The following is a 19,750-nucleotide window of genomic DNA, read 5'->3' on the forward strand; positions in this document are numbered from 1 at the left end:
CGTTGTCGAGGGTTCGATCCCCTTCGTCCACCCCATATTTCGAAAGGCGCCAGATTTAACAGTCTGGCGCCTTTTTTGTTTCAGTGGTTTCAGTGATTCACGGCCGCAGTTACTGGGTCGTAGTAGCGGGGCGTTTCGTCGTATTTATGTTTCTCGATGATGCCGCGCTCCCGCCGGCCTTGCTCGCAAGGTCGGTTGTCCGGGGTCTGCCCGGCAACCGCTTCTATATATAGGAGGGTTGGTGCAGAGCCCTGGCGTGATTGACCGTATTTGCCATTGGGGCGGGCTGCATTGGTGTATCCGCCCCTATAAATTGCCTGCCACGTTTTTACCCGTTTTCAGTAGGGTGACTTCTTGAGTTTGACCTACTAGAATGCATGCCCTTGATTCTGGGGTCGGAAACGGCCGGCCAACGTCTGTGCAACGAGGAATATCCATGCAAGTTTCTGTTGAAAATACTTCTGCTCTTGAGCGCCGCATGAGCATCACCGTGCCGGCTGAGCGCATCGAGACTCAGGTCAACAAGCGTCTGCAGCAGACTGCCCAAAAGGCCAAGATTGCTGGATTCCGTCCAGGCAAAGTGCCAATGAGCGAAATCAAGCGCCGTTTTGGTGCTGATGCCCGTCAGGAAGCTGTTGGCGACGTGATCCAGTCTTCGTTCTACGAAGCCGTCGTTGAGCAAAAGCTGAACCCGGCTGGCGCACCTTCGATCGAGCCAAAATCTCTGGAAGCTGGCAAAGATCTGGAATATGTAGCCATCTTCGAAGTGTTCCCTGAGTTCACCGTTGCCGGTTTCGAAGGTATCGCTGTCGAGCGCCTGAGCGCTGACGTAGCTGATGCTGATCTGGACAAGATGCTGGACGTGCTGCGCAAGCAGAACACCCGCTTTGAAGAAACTGATCGCGCTGCTCAGAACGATGACCAGTTGAACATCGATTTCGTTGGCAAGGTCGACGGCGAAGTGTTCGCTGGCGGTTCCGCCAAAGGTACTCAGCTGGTGCTGGGTTCGGGTCGCATGATCCCTGGTTTCGAAGACGGCCTGGTTGGCGCTAAAGCCGGCGAAGAGCGCGTTCTGAACCTGACCTTCCCTGAGGATTATCAGAACCTCGATCTGGCCGGCAAGACCGCTGAGTTCACCGTTACCGTGAACACTGTGTCCGAGCCGAAACTGCCAGAACTGAACGAAGAATTCTTCGCTCAATTCGGCATCAAGGAAACCGGTCTGGAAGGCTTCCGCGCCGAAGTTCGCAAGAACATGGAGCGCGAGCTGCGCCAGGCCATCAAGTCCAAGGTCAAGAATCAGGTAATGGACGGTCTGCTGGCCACCAACCCGATCGAAGTGCCAAAAGCCTTGCTGTCCAACGAAGTTGACCGTCTGCGTGTGCAGGCTGTTCAGCAATTCGGCGGCAACATCAAGCCTGATCAACTGCCTGCCGAGCTGTTCGAAGAACAAGCCAAGCGCCGCGTTGTACTGGGTCTGATCGTGGCTGAAGTGGTCAAGCAGTTCGACCTCAAGCCTGACGAAGCCCGCGTTCGCGAAATGATTCAGGAAATGGCTTCGGCCTACCAGGAACCTGAGCAGGTCGTGTCCTGGTACTACAAGAATGACCAGCAACTGAACGAAGTTCGTTCGGTTGTGCTGGAAGAACAAGTTGTGGATACTGTTCTGCAGAAGGCTAACGTGACCGACAAATCGGTCTCTTACGAAGAAGCAGTCAAGCCGGTAGAAGCTGCACCAGCCGCCTGATCGTTTTTGCGCTAAGAAGTACACACCATAAGCCAGCCTTCGCGCTGGCTTATGCGTATTCAAGACATAACTATTTGGGAGCGACTGCAGAGCATGTTCCGTAATTCTTATATTCAGCAGAACTCTGATATCCAGGCCGCAGGCGGCCTGGTCCCGATGGTTGTCGAGCAATCCGCTCGTGGCGAGCGCGCCTATGACATCTACTCGCGTCTTCTCAAGGAGCGCGTGATTTTCCTGGTTGGCCCGGTAGAGGACTACATGGCCAACCTGATCTGTGCGCAGCTGCTATTCCTTGAAGCGGAAAACCCGGACAAGGACATCCATCTCTACATCAACTCCCCGGGCGGTTCGGTGACTGCAGGCATGTCGATCTACGACACCATGCAATTCATCAAGCCGAACGTGTCGACCACCTGCATCGGACAAGCCTGCAGCATGGGCGCATTCCTGCTGACGGCCGGTGCCCCGGGCAAGCGTTTCTGCCTGCCGAACTCGCGCGTGATGATTCACCAGCCACTGGGCGGTTTCCAGGGCCAGGCTTCGGACATCGAAATCCATGCCAAGGAAATCCTGTTCATTCGCGAGCGTCTCAATACGCTGATGGCCAAGCACAGCGGGCACACACTTGAAGAAATCGAGCGCGATACCAACCGCGATAATTTCATGAGTGCGGAAGCCGCGCGTGCGTACGGGCTGATCGATGAAGTGATCGCCCAGCGCCCAGCTTAAAATAAGCAGCTCAAAATAGGGCTGGTCGGCTTGTCTGATCACCTGCGGACTTGAAAAAGCCCGCAATAGCCTTCATCTTGTGTTGCAAGCCTATCGGATTTGGATCGATCGAATGACTGACACCCGCAACGGCGAGGACAACGGCAAACTGCTTTATTGCTCCTTCTGTGGCAAAAGCCAGCATGAAGTGCGCAAATTGATTGCCGGTCCCTCGGTCTTTATTTGCGACGAGTGCGTCGACCTGTGCAACGACATCATCCGTGAGGAGGTGCAGGAAGCCCAGGCCGAAAGCAGCGCGCATAAATTGCCATCGCCTAAAGAAATCAGCGGCATCCTTGATCAGTATGTGATTGGTCAAGAGCGTGCGAAGAAGGTTCTGGCCGTAGCGGTGTACAACCACTACAAACGTCTGAACCAGCGCGACAAAAAGAATGACGACGTCGAACTCGGCAAGAGCAACATCTTGCTGATCGGCCCGACAGGCTCGGGTAAAACCCTGCTTGCCGAAACACTTGCCCGCTTGCTGAACGTTCCGTTCACCATCGCCGACGCTACCACCCTCACCGAGGCGGGTTACGTAGGGGAAGATGTCGAGAACATCATTCAGAAGTTGTTGCAGAAGTGCGATTACGACGTGGAAAAGGCCCAGATGGGCATTGTCTACATCGATGAGATCGACAAGATCTCGCGCAAGTCCGACAACCCGTCGATCACTCGGGACGTTTCCGGTGAAGGCGTGCAGCAGGCGCTGCTCAAGTTGATCGAAGGCACGGTCGCTTCCGTTCCGCCTCAAGGTGGTCGCAAGCATCCGCAACAGGAATTCCTTCAGGTCGACACCCGTAACATCCTGTTCATCTGCGGCGGTGCGTTCTCCGGTCTGGAGAAAGTCATCCAGAACCGTTCCACCAAGGGTGGCATCGGTTTCAACGCCGAAGTGCGCAGCAAGGAAGAAGGCAAGAAGGTCGGTGAATCCCTGCGTGAAGTCGAGCCTGACGATTTGGTCAAGTTCGGTCTGATCCCTGAATTTGTCGGTCGTCTGCCGGTACTTGCCACGCTGGACGAGCTTGATGAGGCTGCGCTGATGCAGATTCTCACCGAGCCGAAAAATGCTCTGACCAAACAGTATGCCAAGCTGTTCGAGATGGAAGGTGTTGACCTGGAGTTCCGGGCTGACGGGCTGAAATCGGTTGCCAAACGTGCCCTGGAACGCAAGACCGGTGCCCGTGGACTGCGCTCGATTCTCGAAGGTGTATTGCTCGACACCATGTACGAAATCCCCTCGCAATCCGAGGTGAGCAAGGTGGTGATCGATGAAAGCGTGATAGAAGGCAAGTCCAAGCCACTGTATATCTACGAAAACAGTGAGCCGGCTGCCAAGGCCGCGCCAGACGCTTAAGCGTCACGCCGCTGGAATAAAGAAGGGGCCTTCGGGCCCCTTTGCTTTTTGCAGGTTTTAACACAGTCATTGCGCTTGTTTTTTTTCAAGGCAGCCCCCATCTTGGTTTCAAGCTTACTTCCATCTGTTTACGGCCTTATGGCCGCCGTAGAGGCGAAATCATGAAGACAACCATCGAATTGCCTCTCCTGCCATTGCGTGATGTTGTGGTTTATCCGCACATGGTTATCCCGCTGTTCGTGGGGCGCGAGAAATCTATCGAAGCCCTCGAGGCCGCGATGACGGGTGACAAGCAGATCCTTCTGCTGGCCCAGAGAAACCCTGCTGACGACGATCCCGGTGAAGATGCCCTTTACCGTGTAGGTACCATTGCGACTGTCCTGCAGCTGCTCAAGCTGCCTGACGGCACGGTCAAGGTTCTGGTCGAAGGTGAGCAGCGGGGCGCCGTGGAGCGCTTCAGCGAAGTGGACGGCCATTGCCGTGCAGAAGTCTCCCTGATCGACGAAGTCGACGCACCGGAGCGCGAGTCGGAAGTTTTCGTCCGCAGCCTGCTGGCCCAGTTCGAACAATATGTGCAGTTGGGCAAGAAGGTCCCGGCTGAAGTCCTGTCGTCGCTCAACAGCATCGACGAGCCAGGCCGCCTGGTCGACACCATGGCCGCGCACATGGCCCTGAAGATCGAGCAGAAGCAGGAAATCCTCGAAATCATTGATCTGTCGGCCCGGGTCGAGCACGTGCTCGCGCTGCTGGATGCCGAGATCGACCTGCTGCAGGTCGAAAAACGCATTCGCGGTCGGGTCAAGAAACAAATGGAGCGCAGCCAGCGCGAGTACTACCTGAATGAGCAGATGAAGGCCATTCAGAAGGAGCTCGGCGACAGCGACGAAGGCCACAACGAAATCGAAGAGCTGAAAAAGCGCATCGATGCCGCTGGCTTGCCGAAGGATGCCCTGGCCAAGGCCCAGGGCGAATTGAACAAGCTCAAGCAGATGTCGCCGATGTCGGCGGAAGCGACCGTGGTGCGTTCCTACATCGACTGGCTGGTGCAGGTGCCGTGGAAGGCCCAGAGCAAGGTTCGCCTGGATCTGGCCCGTGCCGAAGACATCCTCGATGCCGACCACTATGGTCTGGAAGAAGTCAAAGAGCGGATCCTCGAATACCTCGCCGTGCAAAAACGCGTGAAGAAGATTCGCGGCCCGGTGTTGTGCCTGGTCGGTCCTCCAGGGGTCGGTAAAACGTCCCTGGCGGAGTCGATTGCCCACGCCACCAACCGTAAATTCGTGCGCATGGCCCTCGGTGGCGTGCGTGATGAAGCTGAAATCCGAGGTCATCGCCGTACTTACATCGGTTCGATGCCAGGAAGATTGATTCAAAAGATGACAAAGGTGGGTGTGCGTAACCCGCTGTTTCTGCTCGATGAAATCGACAAGATGGGCAGCGACATGCGCGGCGATCCGGCGTCGGCGTTGCTGGAAGTGCTCGACCCAGAGCAGAACCACAACTTCAACGATCACTATCTGGAAGTCGACTACGATTTGTCCGATGTGATGTTCCTGTGCACCTCCAACTCCATGAACATCCCGCCGGCGCTGCTCGACCGGATGGAAGTCATTCGTCTGCCGGGCTACACCGAAGACGAGAAGATCAACATCGCCGTCAAGTACCTCTCGCCCAAGCAGATCACTGCCAACGGCTTGAAGAAAGGCGAGCTGGAATTCGACGCCGAAGCCATCCGCGACATCATCCGCTACTACACCCGCGAAGCCGGTGTACGGGGGCTGGAGCGCCAGATAGCCAAAGTTTGCCGCAAGGCGGTCAAAGAGCACGCACTGGAAAAACGCTTCTCGGTGAAGGTCACTGCCGACATGCTGGAGCACTTCCTGGGCGTGCGTAAATTCCGCTACGGCCTGGCTGAGTCCCAGGACCAGATCGGTCAGGTAACCGGGCTGGCGTGGACCCAGGTGGGCGGCGAACTGCTGACGATCGAGGCCGCAGTCGTGCCAGGCAAGGGCCAGTTGATCAAGACCGGTTCCCTGGGTGATGTGATGGTCGAGTCGATCACCGCCGCTTTGACGGTGGTGCGCAGCCGGGCCAAGAGCCTGGGGATTCCCCTGGACTTCCACGAGAAGCGCGACACGCACATCCACATGCCGGAAGGGGCGACCCCGAAGGACGGCCCTAGCGCTGGTGTAGGCATGTGCACGGCCCTGGTATCGGCCCTGACCGGTATCCCGGTGCGCGCGGATGTCGCCATGACCGGTGAAATTACCTTGCGTGGCCAAGTGCTGGCGATTGGTGGTCTGAAGGAAAAACTGCTCGCGGCACACCGCGGTGGAATCAAGACCGTGATCATTCCTGAAGAGAACGTACGCGATCTGAAGGAAATTCCTGACAATATTAAGCAGGATCTGCAGATCAAACCGGTTAAATGGATTGACGAGGTCCTGCAAATTGCGCTGCAATACGCGCCGGAGCCCTTGCCTGATGTGGCTCCCGAGATAGTCGCAAAGGATGAAAAACGCGAGTCTGACTCTAAGGAAAGAATTAGCACGCATTAATACGCATTTGCCTGGGGGGCTTCCTTGACAGCTTTTTAGAGCCCTTGTTATAAAGCGGCTCTTATAGTGTCTGTAGGCCATTCAGCACTCGTTTTTGCTTTCACCAAAAAACTTAGAATCATACTCAAATAGATATAAGGGGACTTAGAGTGAACAAGTCGGAACTGATTGATGCTATCGCTGCATCCGCTGATATCCCGAAAGCTGCTGCTGGCCGTGCGCTGGACGCTGTAATCGAATCCGTCACTGGCGCTCTCAAGGCTGGCGACTCTGTTGTTCTGGTTGGCTTCGGTACTTTCTCCGTGACTGATCGTCCTGCTCGCATTGGTCGTAACCCACAGACCGGTAAGACGCTGGAAATCGCAGCCGCCAAGAAACCAGGTTTCAAAGCCGGTAAAGCACTGAAAGAAGCTGTCAACTAAGTTCGATTCAGGTTTTTGCCTATCCGGGTCGGGGTCATACCTGACCTGGCAGCGGAGCGGTAGTCCAGTCGGCGAGTCGCCGGTCCGAGACGCCGAGGGTCGCACGTTCGATCCCCTCGGTCCGCTCCGCCAGTTACGAGAAGGCGCATCCTCGGATGCGCCTTTCTTCTATCCGGATTCTACCCACGCTCCACGGTTGCCTAATTTTGAAGTTCAACCGTTTCTGGGGGACGCATGCTGCAAAATATCAGGGACAATTCACAAGGCTGGATTGCCAAAACCATTATCGGGATCATCGTTGTACTGATGGCTTTCACCGGTGTCGAAGCCATATTCCAGGCGACTAGCAACAGCCAGGACGCGGCCAAGGTCAATGGTGAAGAAATCAGTCAGAGCGAGCTCAGCCAGGCGGTTGATATGCAACGCCGTCAGCTGATGCAACAGCTGGGCAAGGATTTCGATGCCTCGCTGCTCGACGAGAAAATGCTGCGCGAATCTGCCCTCAAGGGCCTGATCGACCGCAAGCTGCTGCTGCAAGGTGCGCAGGACTCCAAGTTCGCATTTTCCGAGGCTGCTCTGGATCAAGTGATCCTGCAGACGCCTGAGTTCCAGGTGGACGGCAAGTTCAGCGCCGAGCGCTTTGATCAGGTTATTCGTCAACTGGGCTACAGCCGGATGCAATTCCGTCAGATGCTGGCTCAGGAAATGCTGATCGGCCAGTTGCGTGCAGGCCTGGCAGGCAGCGGTTTTGTCACCGACGCCCAAGTGCTTGCGTTTGCTCGCCTGGAAAAACAGACCCGTGATTTCGCCACCTTGAATGTCAAGGCCGATCCGGCGGCTGTGAAGCTGACTGACGATGAGGTCAAGGCTTACTACGACGAGCACGCCAAGGAGTTCATGACGCCGGACCAGGTGGTCATCGATTACATCGAAATGAAGAAGTCCTCCTTCTTCGATCAGGTCAGCGTCAAGGACGAGGACCTGCAGGCGGCTTATCAGAAAGAGATCGCGAACCTGTCCGAGCAGCGTCGGGCGGCGCACATCCTGATCGAAGTGAATGACAAGGTCACCGAGGCGCAAGCCAAGGCGAAGATCGAAGACATTCAGGCGCGCTTGGCCAAGGGCGAGAAGTTCGAGGCGCTGGCCAAGGAATTTTCCCAGGATCCGGGTTCGGCGAACAACGGTGGTGACCTCGGCTACGCAGGTCCGGGTGTGTATGACCCTGCCTTCGAAACGGCCTTGTACACCCTGGCCAAGGATCAGGTTTCCGCACCGGTTCGCACCGACTACGGTTTCCACCTGATCAAGCTGCTGGGCGTGGAAGCACCTGAAGTGCCGACGCTGGCCAGCCTGAAAGACAAGCTGACCCGCGAACTGAAAGCCCAGCAGGTTGAACAGCGTTTCGTCGAGGCTACCAAGCAGCTCGAAGACTCCTCGTTCGAAGCCTCCGACCTGGCCCAGCCGGCCCAGGACTTGAACCTGACCGTGCACACCTCCAAGCCGTTCGGCCGCGAGGGTGGCGAAGGTGTTACGGCCAATCGTGCCGTGGTCACTGCAGCGTTCAGCCCGGAAGTACTGGATGAAGGTGCCAACAGCACCGCCATCGAGCTGGACCCTGAAACTGTGATCGTGTTGCGCGCAAAGGAACACCTCAAGCCAGCTCAACTGCCGCTGGAAAGCGTGAATGCCAGCATTCGTTCGCAGTTGGCCAAGGAGCACGCCAGTGCTGCCGCCAAGACCAAGGCCGACGAGTTGATCGCCAGCCTGCGCGAGGGCAAGGCCCCAGCGGACAAGGCGATTGACGGTCAAGGCTGGAAAGTCATCGAAGCCGCCACTCGCGCTCAGGAAGGGGTTGACCCGGCTGTGCTGCAGGCGTTGTTCCGCATGCCGAAGCCGGCTGCCAAAGACCAACCGACCTACAGCAGCGTGACCCTGGCAGATGGCAGCCTGGTAATCGTGCGACTGAATTCGGTCAACGAAGCCGCTGCACCGACCGACGAAGAGAAGGCTCAATACCGTCGCTTCCTTGCCTCGCGCATTGGCCAGCAGGACTTCGCCGCGTACCGTAAACAGCTGGAAAGTGCTGCAGACATCAAGCGTTTCTGATGCCTTGGCACGCTACACGCTAGACGAAAACCCCAGCCAGCCGGCTGGGGTTTTTTTTTGAGCTCGCATTCGGTTAAGTGACATTGCTGATACGCCAGATGGAATGGGAGGGTGAAATGATGGTCAACCACCTGTAATTGTTACAAGACGCAATCGATGCGACGCTAAGCATCGATCTGTTGCACAATACGCCCCGAATCGTTTTCTCCAGGATGTTCAATGTTTAAATCATTTCCCATGCGTGTTGTCGGGCTGGCATTGGTGCTGGGCGCTGCTGCCGGCTGTTCGTCGAAAAAAGCCGCGATCTACGAGCATGAGAATTTCGATGACTCCGGTACGTTTTCACGCAATTACCCGGTGACCGACGCACAAACCTGTGAAGCCGCTCGTCGGGCTCTGTTGAGCCAGGGCTATATCATCACCAGCAGCGATCCAAAACTGGTGAGTGGCCACAAGAGCTTTCAGCAGACTGGCGAAACCCACATGGAAATCAGTTTCAGTGTGGTGTGCGCCGATGACGGCAGCGAAGGGCACCACGCGACTATGTTCGCCAACGCCTTGCAAGACCGCTATGCGTTGAAAAAGACCAACAATTCCGCAAGCCTGGGTGTCGGTGTGTTGGGCTCGGTATCGATGCCGATCGGTTCATCGGATGATTCGATGGTGAAGGTGGCCAGCGAAACGGTATCGTCCGCCAAGTTCTACGAACGCTTTTTTGCCCTGGTCGAGCTGTTCCTGCCCCCGGAAGCAAAAAAAGCTGCACACATTCCGGAAAAGCCGAAAACCGATCTGGGCATGCCTGAAACCAAGGCCGCACCGGCTGCGCTGGTACCCGCTGCAACACCAGCACCAGCACCAGCACCAGCAGCCGAGCCAGCGCCAGCCGCACCGATAACGGAACCTGCCCCGGCGCCGATCGAAACGGCTCCTGCGGCTTCCGAGCCGGTTACGCCACCGGCTGAAGCGGCACCGATTACGCCAGCCGAAGTCAGCGAGCCTGCGCCATCGACTGAAACAGTCATGCCACCGCCCGAATCGAGCCTGCCGCCTCCCACCGAACCGATCCCGGCCATGCCCGCTTCAGGTCAGTAATATTCGGTCATTGATCCATGTCACCCAGGCCGTAGCTCTACGGCCTGTCTAGAAAAAACCCCGCGATAAATTCCCTGACGCCTGCTACGTTTTAATCAGTAGCCGCCGAGCGGCGCACCTGCGTCATTTTTCTTTCATGCGGGCACTTTATGCTCAAGGCGCTGGTCATTTATTCAGGCAGATTTTTTAACGAGCAGTGAGGGATGTAACAATGGACGATTATCAAGAAGAACTGCTCGAGTACCAGGCATTCGAACTCGATCCGCTGGAACCTGCCGAAGACGCTACCGAGCTCTAGGCGTCAAGCTGATTGGCGATGGCTTCGGCGAAATTCGCCGGGGGTCTGGCCGCTCCAGCGCTTGAACGCCCTTTGAAAGGCTTCGGCTGAAGCGAAGCCCAGCAAATAGGCGATTTCTCCGAATGCCAGTTCGGTGTCACGGATGTAGGTCATGGCCAGGTCGCGACGGGTATCGTTGAGGATTGCACGAAACTGCGTGCCTTCTTCAGCAAGCTTGCGACGCAAGGTCCAGGTGGGCAGCTTCAGGCGTGCCGCCACTTCTTCCAGGTCGGGTTCCCGGCCGCCATTCAATAACGGCCCCAGCAGCTGAGTGATGCGTTCACGCAGGCTGCGCGTGCGGGTCAATTGTTCCAGTTCCCGCTCACACAGCTGCAACAGGTGGCGCCAAGTGCTGGGGCAGTGCTCCGGGTTACGCTGGCCGAGGCTGGCAACGCTCAAGCGCAGTTGGTTGTGCTCGCTGCCAAACTGAATCGGGCAGTCGCCCAGGCCTTCGTAAGCTTGCGCGTAGTCCGGGGTCTGGAACTCGACTTCGATGCGTTCGGCGCGCAACGGGGCAGGGCACAGGCTGGACAGTTGATGCAACCAGCCCGAGATGATCGAATCCACCACAAAGCGGTTGTAGCTGTTGTACGGGCTGATGGAATAGAACCGCAACCAGGCACCCTGGGCGTCTTCGTGAAAGCTCGATTGGCCGCGGTAATTGGACCCGTACAAGGCTTCAAAGCGAATCAGGCAGCGGGCCCCTTCGCGTACTGTCGGCGCCTGGGCGGCGGTGATGCCCGCCAGGCCGGCCTGACTCAGGCGACTGAGCTGGCCCATGCGCAGACCCAATGCGGGATTGCCGGTCAGTTGGATTGCGCTGTGGCCCAGGCGCATGTAGCGAGGGATCGATAACCGCGCACCGGCTTCGCTCAAGCGCGCGGCGTCGAGCCCATATTGCTCGAGCAAGGGTTGCGGGTCCAGATCGTGGCTGCGCACCGCATCGGCCAGGCTGTGGACGAAGCCCACCGACAGGTCCCCGAGGCGCATTGGCAGCGGTTTCATGGCCTACAACCAGAGGTTCAGCAGACGTGCGCCACGGGCATCGCCGTCGGCAAAATGCTGGCCGTTGCTGCTGAGAAAACTATGCCCGGCGCTGCCCTTGTCCCAGAACTGGCCACGCAGGAACACACTCATGCCGCCGATGGCCTGGCTGCTCGGTGGTTGCGCAGTCAGGGTCAGGCGTTGCCAGGCCTGGCCTTCACTAAGCTCACCGGCCTTGAGGCTGACCGAGCTCGGAGTGGCCAGCCCTTTGTAGCCGCGCCATGGTTGACCCCAGGCGCCGCGTCCCATGACATAGGCCGGTACTGCTACCAGTTGCGCACCCTGTTCGTTGAGTTTGCGGTAGTTGTCCGGATACCAGCTGTCACTGCCGATCAATACGCCCAGGCGTCCGGCCGGCGTGTCGACGACATTCATGGCGTGCTCGCCGTTGGCAGCGATCACGTCAGTTTGATCGAACACCGGATGGATCTGCCGTTGTGGCTGGCCGATTGGCAACCCGTCACGACCAAACACCACGCTGCTGTTGAACAGCGCACCACGGCCGATTTTCAGCCTTCCGTCGATGATGCTCGGTTCGGGTAGCACGATGGACCCTGCGACCAGGGTCACGTTGAATTCTTTTGCCAGGCCACCGAACAGGGCCTGGTAGTCCTTGGCCATGCCCTTGGCCTTCATCCGCAAATGCGCGTCGTCCAGGCGATTGTCGCCTTCGGCGCCGATCCAGGCCCGGGCGAACTTCAAGGGGTTGCTCGCGGCCAGCCAGTTCATGGCTTCCTTCAGCGTGGTGGCCTGGTACAACTCGTCTTTTTCGCCGCTCACCATCAGCCAGGTGCCGACGTGTTCCGGCAGCACGACGATGGTTTTTTCGTTGAGCAGGCCCTGTTGTTCGGCTTTTTGCAGGTAAGCCGCCAGTTTGCGATGCAGGCGCGCCGGGCTTTGATAATCGGTGGGGAACAGCTCGGGTTGGATACCCAGCAGGTTGCCATGAGTGCCCGGAACACCCTGGTCGACCGCGAGATCGATGCGCAGGTCGGAGAGGTAATGTCCCACGGGACGATCTGCGGCCCACATCGCGTAGGTCGTCAGGGCGGCAATCAATGCCATGGATAAGGTCAGGTACAGAAGTTTGCGCATGGGAAAACAGTCAACGGCCGTGTGCAGGGTTCGCGACTAGGGTAGGGCCCATGCCGGCGCTTGCCAAGGGGCGCTGCGCATTTGGATCAATAAGTTGTCAGTTTCGGTCATTGAGCGATGGCGGCGCGGCTCTTAGTCTGTTCAGTATGAATGACGGGGCCGTAGAGCTCCTGCACTTTTTCCGTGATCGCTCGTTGTGGAGTTACCGATGGCCGCCGCTTATTACCCGCACCTGTTGGCCCCGCTGGACCTGGGTTTTACCACGCTGCGCAACCGTACCCTGATGGGCTCGATGCACACCGGCCTTGAAGAGAAGCCGGGTGGATTCGAGCGCATGGCGGCGTATTTTGCCGAACGCGCTCGTGGCGGTGTCGGCCTGATGGTCACCGGGGGCATCGGCCCGAACGACGAGGGCGGGGTTTACTCCGGCGCGGCCAAGCTGACCACCGAGGAAGAGGCACTCAAACACCAGATCGTCACCCGCGCCGTGCACGAGGCCGGTGGCAAGATCTGCATGCAGATCCTGCACGCTGGCCGCTATGCCTATAGCCCCAAGCAGGTGGCACCGAGTGCGATCCAGGCGCCGATCAACCCGTTCAAGCCTAAAGAGCTGGACGAGGAAGGCATCGAGAAGCAGATCAGCGATTTTGTCACCTGCTCGACCCTGGCACAGAAAGCCGAGTACGACGGCGTGGAAATCATGGGGTCCGAAGGTTACTTCATTAACCAGTTCCTCGCGGCTCACACCAACCATCGCACCGACCGCTGGGGTGGCAGCTACGAAAACCGCATGCGCCTGCCGGTGGAAATCGTCCGGCGAGTGCGCGAAGCGGTAGGCCCGAACTTCATCATCATCTTCCGCCTGTCGATGCTCGACCTGGTGGAAGGCGGCAGCTCATGGGAAGAAATCGTCACCCTGGCCAAGGCCATCGAACAGGCTGGCGCGACTATCATCAACACCGGTATCGGCTGGCACGAAGCGCGCATCCCGACCATCGCCACCAAGGTACCGCGAGCCGCGTTCAGCAAAGTCACGGCCAAGCTGCGCGGCTCGGTGAGCATTCCCCTGATCACCACCAACCGCATCAATACACCGGAAATCGCCGAACAGATTCTGGCCGAAGGCGACGCCGACATGGTGTCGATGGCGCGACCATTCCTCGCCGACGCCGACTTCGTCAATAAGGCCGCCGCTGGCCGCGCCGATGAAATCAATACCTGCATCGGCTGTAACCAGGCGTGCCTGGACCACACCTTTGGCGGCAAACTCACCAGCTGCCTGGTGAATCCGCGGGCCTGTCATGAAACCGAGCTCAACTACCTGCCGGTGCAGCAGATCAAGAAAATTGCCGTCGTCGGCGCCGGTCCTGCCGGTTTGTCGGCGGCCACCGTGGCCGCAGAGCGCGGCCATCAGGTGACGCTGTTCGATTCGGCGAGTGAGATCGGCGGCCAGTTCAATATCGCCAAGCGCGTGCCGGGCAAGGAAGAGTTCTTTGAAACCTTGCGCTATTTCGGGCGCAAGCTGCAGACCACCCACGTGGAACTGTGCCTGAACACCCGTGTAGACGTCGCGCAACTGGTCGAGGGCGGTTTCGACGAGATCATTCTCGCCACCGGTATCGCGCCGAGAACGCCAGCGATTCCGGGGGTGGAAAATGCCAAGGTGTTGAGTTACCTGGACGTGATCCTCGAGCGTAAACCGGTGGGCAAGCGCGTGGCGGTGATCGGTGCGGGGGGTATCGGCTTCGACGTCTCGGAATTCCTGGTGCATCAAGGCGTATCGACCAGCCTGGATCGGACCGCGTTCTGGAAAGAATGGGGCATCGATACTGCTCTGCAGGCCCGCGGCGGCGTAGCCGGAATCAAGGCAGAGCCCCATGCTCCGGCCCGTGAAGTGTTCTTGCTGCAACGCAAGAAATCCAAGGTCGGTGACGGTCTGGGCAAGACCACCGGCTGGATCCACCGCACCGGCTTGAAAAACAAACAGGTGCAGATGCTCAACAGTGTCGAGTACCTGAAGATCGATGATGAGGGTTTGCATATCCGCATTGGCGAAACCGGCGAGCCGCAGGTGCTGGCGGTGGACAATATCGTGATCTGCGCCGGGCAGGACCCGTTGCGCGAGTTGCACGATGGCCTGGTCGCGGCGGGACAGAACGTGCACCTGATCGGCGGCGCGGATGTGGCGGCCGAACTGGACGCCAAGCGCGCCATCAACCAGGGATCGCGACTGGCTGCGCAGTTGTAACAGCAGGTCCAGCTTGCCAGTGGCCATCGCGAGCAGGCTCGCTTCCACAGATTCAGTGTGGGAGCGAGCCTGCTCGCGATGGCGTCCTTCGAACGACTAGAATAGGGGGTCTTTCCAGGTACCAGACGCGAATGCTTTTTCCTCCTTCCAGTTGGCTCCCCCACGCCCCCCTCGAACGCCTTCAGCTCGATTGGCTCACACGATCCAGTATCGAAGTCGCCGTCCTGCGCCTCGACCAGATCGACCCACTGATCAGCGGCAACAAATGGTTCAAGCTCATTGAGCATCTCAAGGCCGCAGACCTCGTCGGTGCCAGGGGCATCATCAGCCTCGGCGGCGCGCACTCCAATCATCTCCACGCATTAGCGGCGGCAGGCAAGCGCTTCGGCTTCGGCACTGTAGGGCTGTTGCGCGGTCATCCCCAGGACACGCCGACAGTTCTGGACCTGCAAGCGTACGGCATGCAATTGCACTGGCTGGGTTATGGCGGATATCGTGCGCGGCATGAGGCAGGGTTTTGGGAGCCCTGGCGCGCCCTGTATCCAGACTTGCTGGCGGTGCCGGAAGGCGGCGGCGGTTTGCTCGGGGCCAAAGGCTGCATGCAACTCAGGTCGATGGTCGCCCGGCAATTGCATGGCCTCGGCTGGAGTGGTTACGACGGCTGGTGGCTGGCCTGTGGCACCGGTACCACCCTGGCCGGCCTGGTGCTCGCGGAGGCGGGTGCGCATCCGGTCCACGGCGCGCTGGCGGTGCCGGATGACCATGGCGTGGCGCAGCAGGTCGAAGCAATCATGCAGCAGGCCGGTTCGCCCCACAGCGCTTATCAATTGCTCGACGCCAGTCGCGGCGGGTTCGCAAAGGTCGATGCGCCGTTACTTGAATTCATCGAGCAGACCGAGCAGGCCAGCGGTATTGCACTGGAACCGCTCTACACTGGCAAGGCACTGCTCGCGCTAAAACAGCACATCGACGCCGGCAAACTCAAGCCAGGGTCGCGCCTGATTTTCATCCATACGGGCGGCTTGCAAGGCCGGCGAGGATTTCTGGCGGCGCCAAGTCCCTGAGCCCCGCGTTCGCCTCAGCCCCGTTTAGGCATCATCCGCAACAAGGTGTTATCACGCACCACGTAATGGTGATAAAGCCCCGCCAGTGCATGCAGCCCGATCAGCCAGTAGCCAATCGTGCCACCCAGCTCATGCCAGCCCTCGATCTGTTTCGCCAGCGCCTTGTCTTCCGGGATCAGTAGCGGCAGGTCGAAGCCGTAGAACATCACTTGATGCCCCTTGGCGCTGGTGGTCAGCCAACCCAGCATCGGCATGGCAATCATGAACAGATACAACGCCCAGTGCATCGCCTTGGCGAGTGCGTTCTGCCAGCGCGGTGAGGCCGGGAATATTCTGGGGGCGGGGCCGACACTGCGCGCCAACAGGCGCAGCCAGACCAGGACGAAGACCGTTAGGCCAAGCATGAAATGCGATTCGGTGATCAACGTCCGCCCGCCACTGCCTTTGGGGAACGCTCCACGAAACTCGATACAGGCATACACCAGCGCCAGCAGGACCAGCATCAACCAATGCAAGGTGATGGATACGGTGCTGTAACGTGATCCAGAACTCTTCCACGGCATACAGGTATTCCTCACGGGCGGTTTGCAGGTTCACCGCTCTTTCGACGGTGTGCCTTAACTGTAAGCCCGTTTCGTCCCGTGCGCCTGTCGCGACCCTTCTTTCAATGCCCTGGGTCAACCAACAGTCAACAAAAAGGCGCCAGGCCCGACGGGGGCTGGCGCCTTGCAGGATCACGACTGCGTGATCAACGGGTCTGTGGCATTTCGCCGTTGGCCAGGCGTTTGTTGATGTCGGCGATGACTTCGGGCAGGTCTGAAATCGTGTCGATCATGTAGTTCGGGCGCGAGCCTTCGAACATGGCGTGAATGCGCTGGCGCTCGCTGTCGAGCTGTTCGCTGCCAAGGGCGCGATAGCCTTTGTAGTCCAGGCCCAGCGCGTTACCCGAACAGATCAGGGCAACCGTCCACATTCCCGCGCGACGTCCTTCGAGAATGCCCGGCACGGTGTCGTCGATCTTCACGCACGCGGCGACGTCGTCGATGCCCAGGGCTATCACGTTGGCCAGCGCCTGGGCCGGCCATGGGCGACCGTTTGGAACTTCATCGGTGGCGACCACGTGGTCGGCGACGTAACCGTTGGTGGCCGCCAACTCGACCACTTTGTCCATGACCTGCTTCGGGTAACCGGAGCAGGAACCGATCTTGATGCCTTGTTGGCGCAGGTTGGCGATGGTATCCAGTGCGCCCGGGATCAGCGCCGAATGCTCGGCGATTTTCTCGATCTGCAGGGGCATGAAGCGTTTGTAGATGGCGGTGACGTCGTCGTCGGTGGGGGTGCGTCCGAACACCGCGCGATAACGCTCGGCGACTTGTGGCTGATCGCACAGGGTGCGGATGTGATCCCACTTGCCCATGCCCATCGGCCCGCGAGCTTCTTCGATGGACACCTGGACGTCGAACTCGGCGAACGCTTCGACAAAGATCTGGGTCGGCGCGAAAGAGCCGAAGTCGACGACGGTACCGGCCCAGTCGAGGATGGCGGCCTGGAGTTTGGTTGGGTTGTTGTAGTTCATGGTGACGAATTCCTGTGTGGGCACAATGTTCAAAGGGTTGACTTATGTAGGGGTGAGCCTGCTCGCGAAAGCGGTCTTTCATTCAGGTGTGTTGACTGAGCGGGCGTCATCGCGAGCAGGGGCACTAGATTTCGAGCACTTCCATCTCCCGCAGCACTTCAGCCACCGCCGCCACAGCCGCGTGCATCTCAGCCTGGTTGACGTGGCCGATGCAGCCGACGCGGAAGGTTTCGACCTGGGTCAGTTTGCCGGGGTAGAGAATGAAACCCTTGGCCTTGACCCGTTCGTAGAACTCCTTGAACTGATAGCGCGGGTCCTTGGGCGCATGGAAAGTGACGATGATCGGCGCCTGGATCGCAGCGGGCAAAAAGCTGCGCACGCCCAGTTTGGCCATGTCGTCGAGCAATACCTGGCAGTTGTTGGCGTAGCGCTGGTGCCGGGCCGGCAAGCCGCCTTCTTCGTTGTATTGCAGCAGGGCTTCATGCAGCGCCGCGACCACGTGGGTCGGCGGGGTGAAGCGCCATTGGCCGGTCTTGGCCATGTAGGTGTGCTGGTCGAACAGGTCCATGGCCAGCGAATGGGAGTTGCCGGCGGCATTGGCCAGGGCTTCCTTGCGGGCGAAAACAAAACCCATGCCCGGTACGCCTTCGAGGCATTTGCCCGAGGCGGCGATCAGCGCATCGAACGGGACCTGCTGTGCGTCGATCGGCAAGGCTGCGAAGGAACTCATGGCGTCGATGATCAGGCGTTTTCCCTGTTGCGCGATGACCTGGGCGATTTCCGGCAGCGGGTTGAGGATGCCGGTGCTGGTTTCGCAGTGAATCAACGCGACGTGGGTAATGCTGGCGTCCGCCCGTAACAGACAGTCGACATCGGCCGCCGTGGTGGGCTCGTCTTCGGCGGTCTCGAAAGTGCTGAAAGAGCGACCGAGGACCTCGCAGATTTTAGCCAGCCGTTTGCCATAGGCGCCGTTGATCAGCACCAGCACCTTGCCGTCACGGGGCACCAAAGTGCCGATGGCCGCTTCTACCGCAAAGGTGCCGCTGCCTTGCAGTGGCACGCAGTGGTGGCTGTCGCCGCCGTTGATGATTACCAGCAATTGCTCGCAGACGCTGGCGGTCAGGTGGTTGAAGCGGTCATCCCATGAACCCCAGTCGACCATCATCGCCTGACGGGTGCGCGCCGAAGTGGTCAACGGGCCGGGGGTGAGCAGGATGGGTTCGGCAGTACTCATTCTCGTGTCCTCGCAATCGATGGCATGAAGCTACGGGACTTAAATTGCAATTTGCCGTGCTATCAATCAAATTGTTTGTTGTTATGCCAGCCATCAGTGAGGGTTATTCATGAATCTGTTCCAGCTGCGCGCCTTCGATGCGGTGGCGCGCGAAGGCAGCTTCACAAGGGCCGCCGCACGGCTGTTCATCAGCCAGCCGGCAGTCACCGGGCACATCAAGGCTTTGGAAGAGCATTACCAGATCACCTTGTTGCGCCGTACTGCGCGACGGGTAGAACTGACGGAGGAAGGCACCAAACTGGCGGCGATCACCCGGGCGATGTTTGGCCTGGCCGAGGAAGCGCAGGTGATGCTGGAGGCTAACCGGCAGTTGCTCACCGGGCGCCTGGAGGTGGCGGCGGACGGGCCGCACCTGGTCATGCCGATGCTTGCCAGTTTGCGCGCCCGTTACCCCGGCATCACGGTGAACCTGCGCCTGGGTAACGCCCAGGAGACCTTGGCTGCGTTGTTGTCCGAGCATGCGGACATCGCCGTACTCACTGAGGTCGAGCCACGCAAAGGCCTGCATTTGCAAGCGTTGAGCGAATCACGGCTGTGCGCGTTGGTGCCGCACAATCATCCCTGGGCGCAACGTTTGAAGGTGTCGCTCAAGGAGCTGGACGAGGTGATCATGGTGTTGCGCGAGCCGGGTTCGATCACCCGTCGAACCTTTGATGATGCCTGTCTCCAGGCCAGTGTCGGTCCGCGGGTATTACTGGAGCTGGACAGCCGCGAGGCAGTGACCGAAGCCGTGGCGGCTGAGCTGGGCGTTGGTGTGGTGTCGTCGGTGGAAGTCAGCCATGACCCGCGGGTGACTGCGCTGCCGATCATGGGCGAGGGGTTGGTGAATCGGCACATGATGGGATGCATGGAGCGGCGGCGGGATTTGCGCTTGATCCAGGCATTCTTTGAATTGGCGTCGGGCCGCTAGACCGCAGCGCGGCTATCACGGGCCAGCCTTGCTCCCACTGCCGGTTAGCGCATTTCCTTGTCGGAGCCAATCATCATTGAAAAAGCCTGACCCTCATGGTGATCAAACCGGTGGAATTTTTGGTCGATTGCC

The 19,750-nt window shown here is 58.9% G+C and carries 15 protein-coding genes; 10 read left to right on the plus strand and 5 right to left on the minus strand.

The genetic code is table 11. The features are described 5' to 3' along the window. The first annotated feature begins 436 nt into the window (after window positions 1-436). The 7 genes from tig to HYI44_RS24775 all read left to right on the plus strand — a co-directional run bounded on the left by tig (window position 437) and on the right by HYI44_RS24775 (window position 10,050). Window positions 437-1,747, plus strand: coding sequence for a trigger factor (gene tig, locus HYI44_RS24745; protein ID WP_122839347.1), 1,311 nt, complete (start codon window positions 437-439; stop codon window positions 1,745-1,747). A gap of 93 nt (window positions 1,748-1,840) precedes the next feature. Beyond that, entirely contained in the window at window positions 1,841-2,476 is a 636-nt protein-coding gene (gene clpP, locus HYI44_RS24750; protein WP_122839346.1) for an ATP-dependent Clp endopeptidase proteolytic subunit ClpP, read from the plus strand. A gap of 112 nt (window positions 2,477-2,588) precedes the next feature. After that, the gene (gene clpX / locus HYI44_RS24755; protein ID WP_225570753.1) at window positions 2,589-3,872 is read left to right on the plus strand and encodes an ATP-dependent Clp protease ATP-binding subunit ClpX; all 1,284 of its coding nucleotides are present in this window, start codon (window positions 2,589-2,591) and stop codon (window positions 3,870-3,872) included. A 161-nt stretch (window positions 3,873-4,033) separates the two neighbouring features. After that, complete coding sequence (lon, locus tag HYI44_RS24760; RefSeq protein WP_052909694.1) at window positions 4,034-6,430, plus strand: endopeptidase La; 2,397 nt, start codon at window positions 4,034-4,036, stop codon at window positions 6,428-6,430. 149 nt (window positions 6,431-6,579) lie between these two features. Further along, window positions 6,580-6,852 (plus strand): HU family DNA-binding protein, encoded by a 273-nt coding sequence (locus HYI44_RS24765; protein ID WP_002552737.1) that lies wholly within the window; start codon window positions 6,580-6,582, stop codon window positions 6,850-6,852. Between the two features lie 234 nt (window positions 6,853-7,086). Then, window positions 7,087-8,958 (plus strand): SurA N-terminal domain-containing protein, encoded by a 1,872-nt coding sequence (locus HYI44_RS24770; RefSeq protein ID WP_122839345.1) that lies wholly within the window; start codon window positions 7,087-7,089, stop codon window positions 8,956-8,958. A 219-nt stretch (window positions 8,959-9,177) separates the two neighbouring features. Further along, window positions 9,178-10,050 carry a DUF2242 domain-containing protein gene (locus HYI44_RS24775; RefSeq protein ID WP_225570754.1) on the plus strand — a complete coding sequence of 291 codons (873 nt, stop codon included), beginning with the start codon at window positions 9,178-9,180 and terminating at the stop codon, window positions 10,048-10,050. A 301-nt stretch (window positions 10,051-10,351) separates the two neighbouring features. Here HYI44_RS24775 and HYI44_RS24780 read toward each other — a convergent pair whose 3' ends face one another. Next, complete coding sequence (locus tag HYI44_RS24780) at window positions 10,352-11,392, minus strand: AraC family transcriptional regulator (RefSeq protein ID WP_122839343.1); 1,041 nt, start codon at window positions 11,390-11,392, stop codon at window positions 10,352-10,354. A gap of 3 nt (window positions 11,393-11,395) precedes the next feature. Beyond that, window positions 11,396-12,526 carry a carbon-nitrogen hydrolase family protein gene (locus HYI44_RS24785; protein WP_225570755.1) on the minus strand — a complete coding sequence of 377 codons (1,131 nt, stop codon included), beginning with the start codon at window positions 12,524-12,526 and terminating at the stop codon, window positions 11,396-11,398. 208 nt (window positions 12,527-12,734) lie between these two features. Here HYI44_RS24785 and HYI44_RS24790 point away from each other — a divergent pair, with 208 nt between their 5' ends. Then, window positions 12,735-14,774, plus strand: coding sequence for an NADPH-dependent 2,4-dienoyl-CoA reductase (locus tag HYI44_RS24790; protein WP_225570756.1), 2,040 nt, complete (start codon window positions 12,735-12,737; stop codon window positions 14,772-14,774). 131 nt (window positions 14,775-14,905) lie between these two features. Then, window positions 14,906-15,838: a 1-aminocyclopropane-1-carboxylate deaminase/D-cysteine desulfhydrase gene (locus HYI44_RS24795; RefSeq protein WP_225570757.1), complete on the plus strand. Its 933-nt coding sequence runs from the start codon at window positions 14,906-14,908 to the stop codon at window positions 15,836-15,838. Window positions 15,839-15,852: 14 nt separating this feature from the next. On the opposite strand, the gene HYI44_RS24800 is transcribed toward HYI44_RS24795, so the two are convergent. From HYI44_RS24800 to HYI44_RS24810, 3 genes are all read right to left on the minus strand, one after another. Beyond that, window positions 15,853-16,401, minus strand: coding sequence for a cytochrome b (locus HYI44_RS24800; protein WP_225570758.1), 549 nt, complete (start codon window positions 16,399-16,401; stop codon window positions 15,853-15,855). Between the two features lie 185 nt (window positions 16,402-16,586). After that, entirely contained in the window at window positions 16,587-17,414 is an 828-nt protein-coding gene (phnX, locus tag HYI44_RS24805) for a phosphonoacetaldehyde hydrolase (RefSeq protein ID WP_225570759.1), read from the minus strand. Window positions 17,415-17,538: 124 nt separating this feature from the next. Beyond that, window positions 17,539-18,648, minus strand: a complete 1,110-nt coding sequence (locus HYI44_RS24810) for a 2-aminoethylphosphonate--pyruvate transaminase (RefSeq protein ID WP_225570760.1) — start codon at window positions 18,646-18,648, stop codon at window positions 17,539-17,541. 109 nt (window positions 18,649-18,757) lie between these two features. Here HYI44_RS24810 and HYI44_RS24815 point away from each other — a divergent pair, with 109 nt between their 5' ends. Further along, window positions 18,758-19,618, plus strand: coding sequence for a LysR substrate-binding domain-containing protein (locus HYI44_RS24815; RefSeq protein WP_225570761.1), 861 nt, complete (start codon window positions 18,758-18,760; stop codon window positions 19,616-19,618). Window positions 19,619-19,750 lie beyond the last annotated feature (132 nt).

Origin of the sequence: Pseudomonas sp. Y24-6 (genome assembly GCF_020295325.1) — a bacterium.
In the GTDB taxonomy this organism is placed as follows: domain Bacteria; phylum Pseudomonadota; class Gammaproteobacteria; order Pseudomonadales; family Pseudomonadaceae; genus Aquipseudomonas; species Aquipseudomonas gregormendelii.

Coding starts and splice junctions, on each gene's coding strand:
- HYI44_RS24790 (WP_225570756.1), top strand. CDS start 12,735: ATGGCCGCCGCTTATTACCCGCACCTGTTGGCCCCGCTGGACCTGGGT.
- HYI44_RS24780 (WP_122839343.1), bottom strand. CDS start 11,392: ATGAAACCGCTGCCAATGCGCCTCGGGGACCTGTCGGTGGGCTTCGTC.
- tig (WP_122839347.1), top strand. CDS start 437: ATGCAAGTTTCTGTTGAAAATACTTCTGCTCTTGAGCGCCGCATGAGC.
- clpX (WP_225570753.1), top strand. CDS start 2,589: ATGACTGACACCCGCAACGGCGAGGACAACGGCAAACTGCTTTATTGC.
- HYI44_RS24815 (WP_225570761.1), top strand. CDS start 18,758: ATGAATCTGTTCCAGCTGCGCGCCTTCGATGCGGTGGCGCGCGAAGGC.
- HYI44_RS24770 (WP_122839345.1), top strand. CDS start 7,087: ATGCTGCAAAATATCAGGGACAATTCACAAGGCTGGATTGCCAAAACC.
- lon (WP_052909694.1), top strand. CDS start 4,034: ATGAAGACAACCATCGAATTGCCTCTCCTGCCATTGCGTGATGTTGTG.
- phnX (WP_225570759.1), bottom strand. CDS start 17,414: ATGAACTACAACAACCCAACCAAACTCCAGGCCGCCATCCTCGACTGG.
- HYI44_RS24800 (WP_225570758.1), bottom strand. CDS start 16,401: ATGCCGTGGAAGAGTTCTGGATCACGTTACAGCACCGTATCCATCACC.
- HYI44_RS24775 (WP_225570754.1), top strand. CDS start 9,178: ATGTTTAAATCATTTCCCATGCGTGTTGTCGGGCTGGCATTGGTGCTG.
- HYI44_RS24810 (WP_225570760.1), bottom strand. CDS start 18,648: ATGAGTACTGCCGAACCCATCCTGCTCACCCCCGGCCCGTTGACCACT.
- HYI44_RS24795 (WP_225570757.1), top strand. CDS start 14,906: ATGCTTTTTCCTCCTTCCAGTTGGCTCCCCCACGCCCCCCTCGAACGC.
- clpP (WP_122839346.1), top strand. CDS start 1,841: ATGTTCCGTAATTCTTATATTCAGCAGAACTCTGATATCCAGGCCGCA.
- HYI44_RS24785 (WP_225570755.1), bottom strand. CDS start 12,526: ATGCGCAAACTTCTGTACCTGACCTTATCCATGGCATTGATTGCCGCC.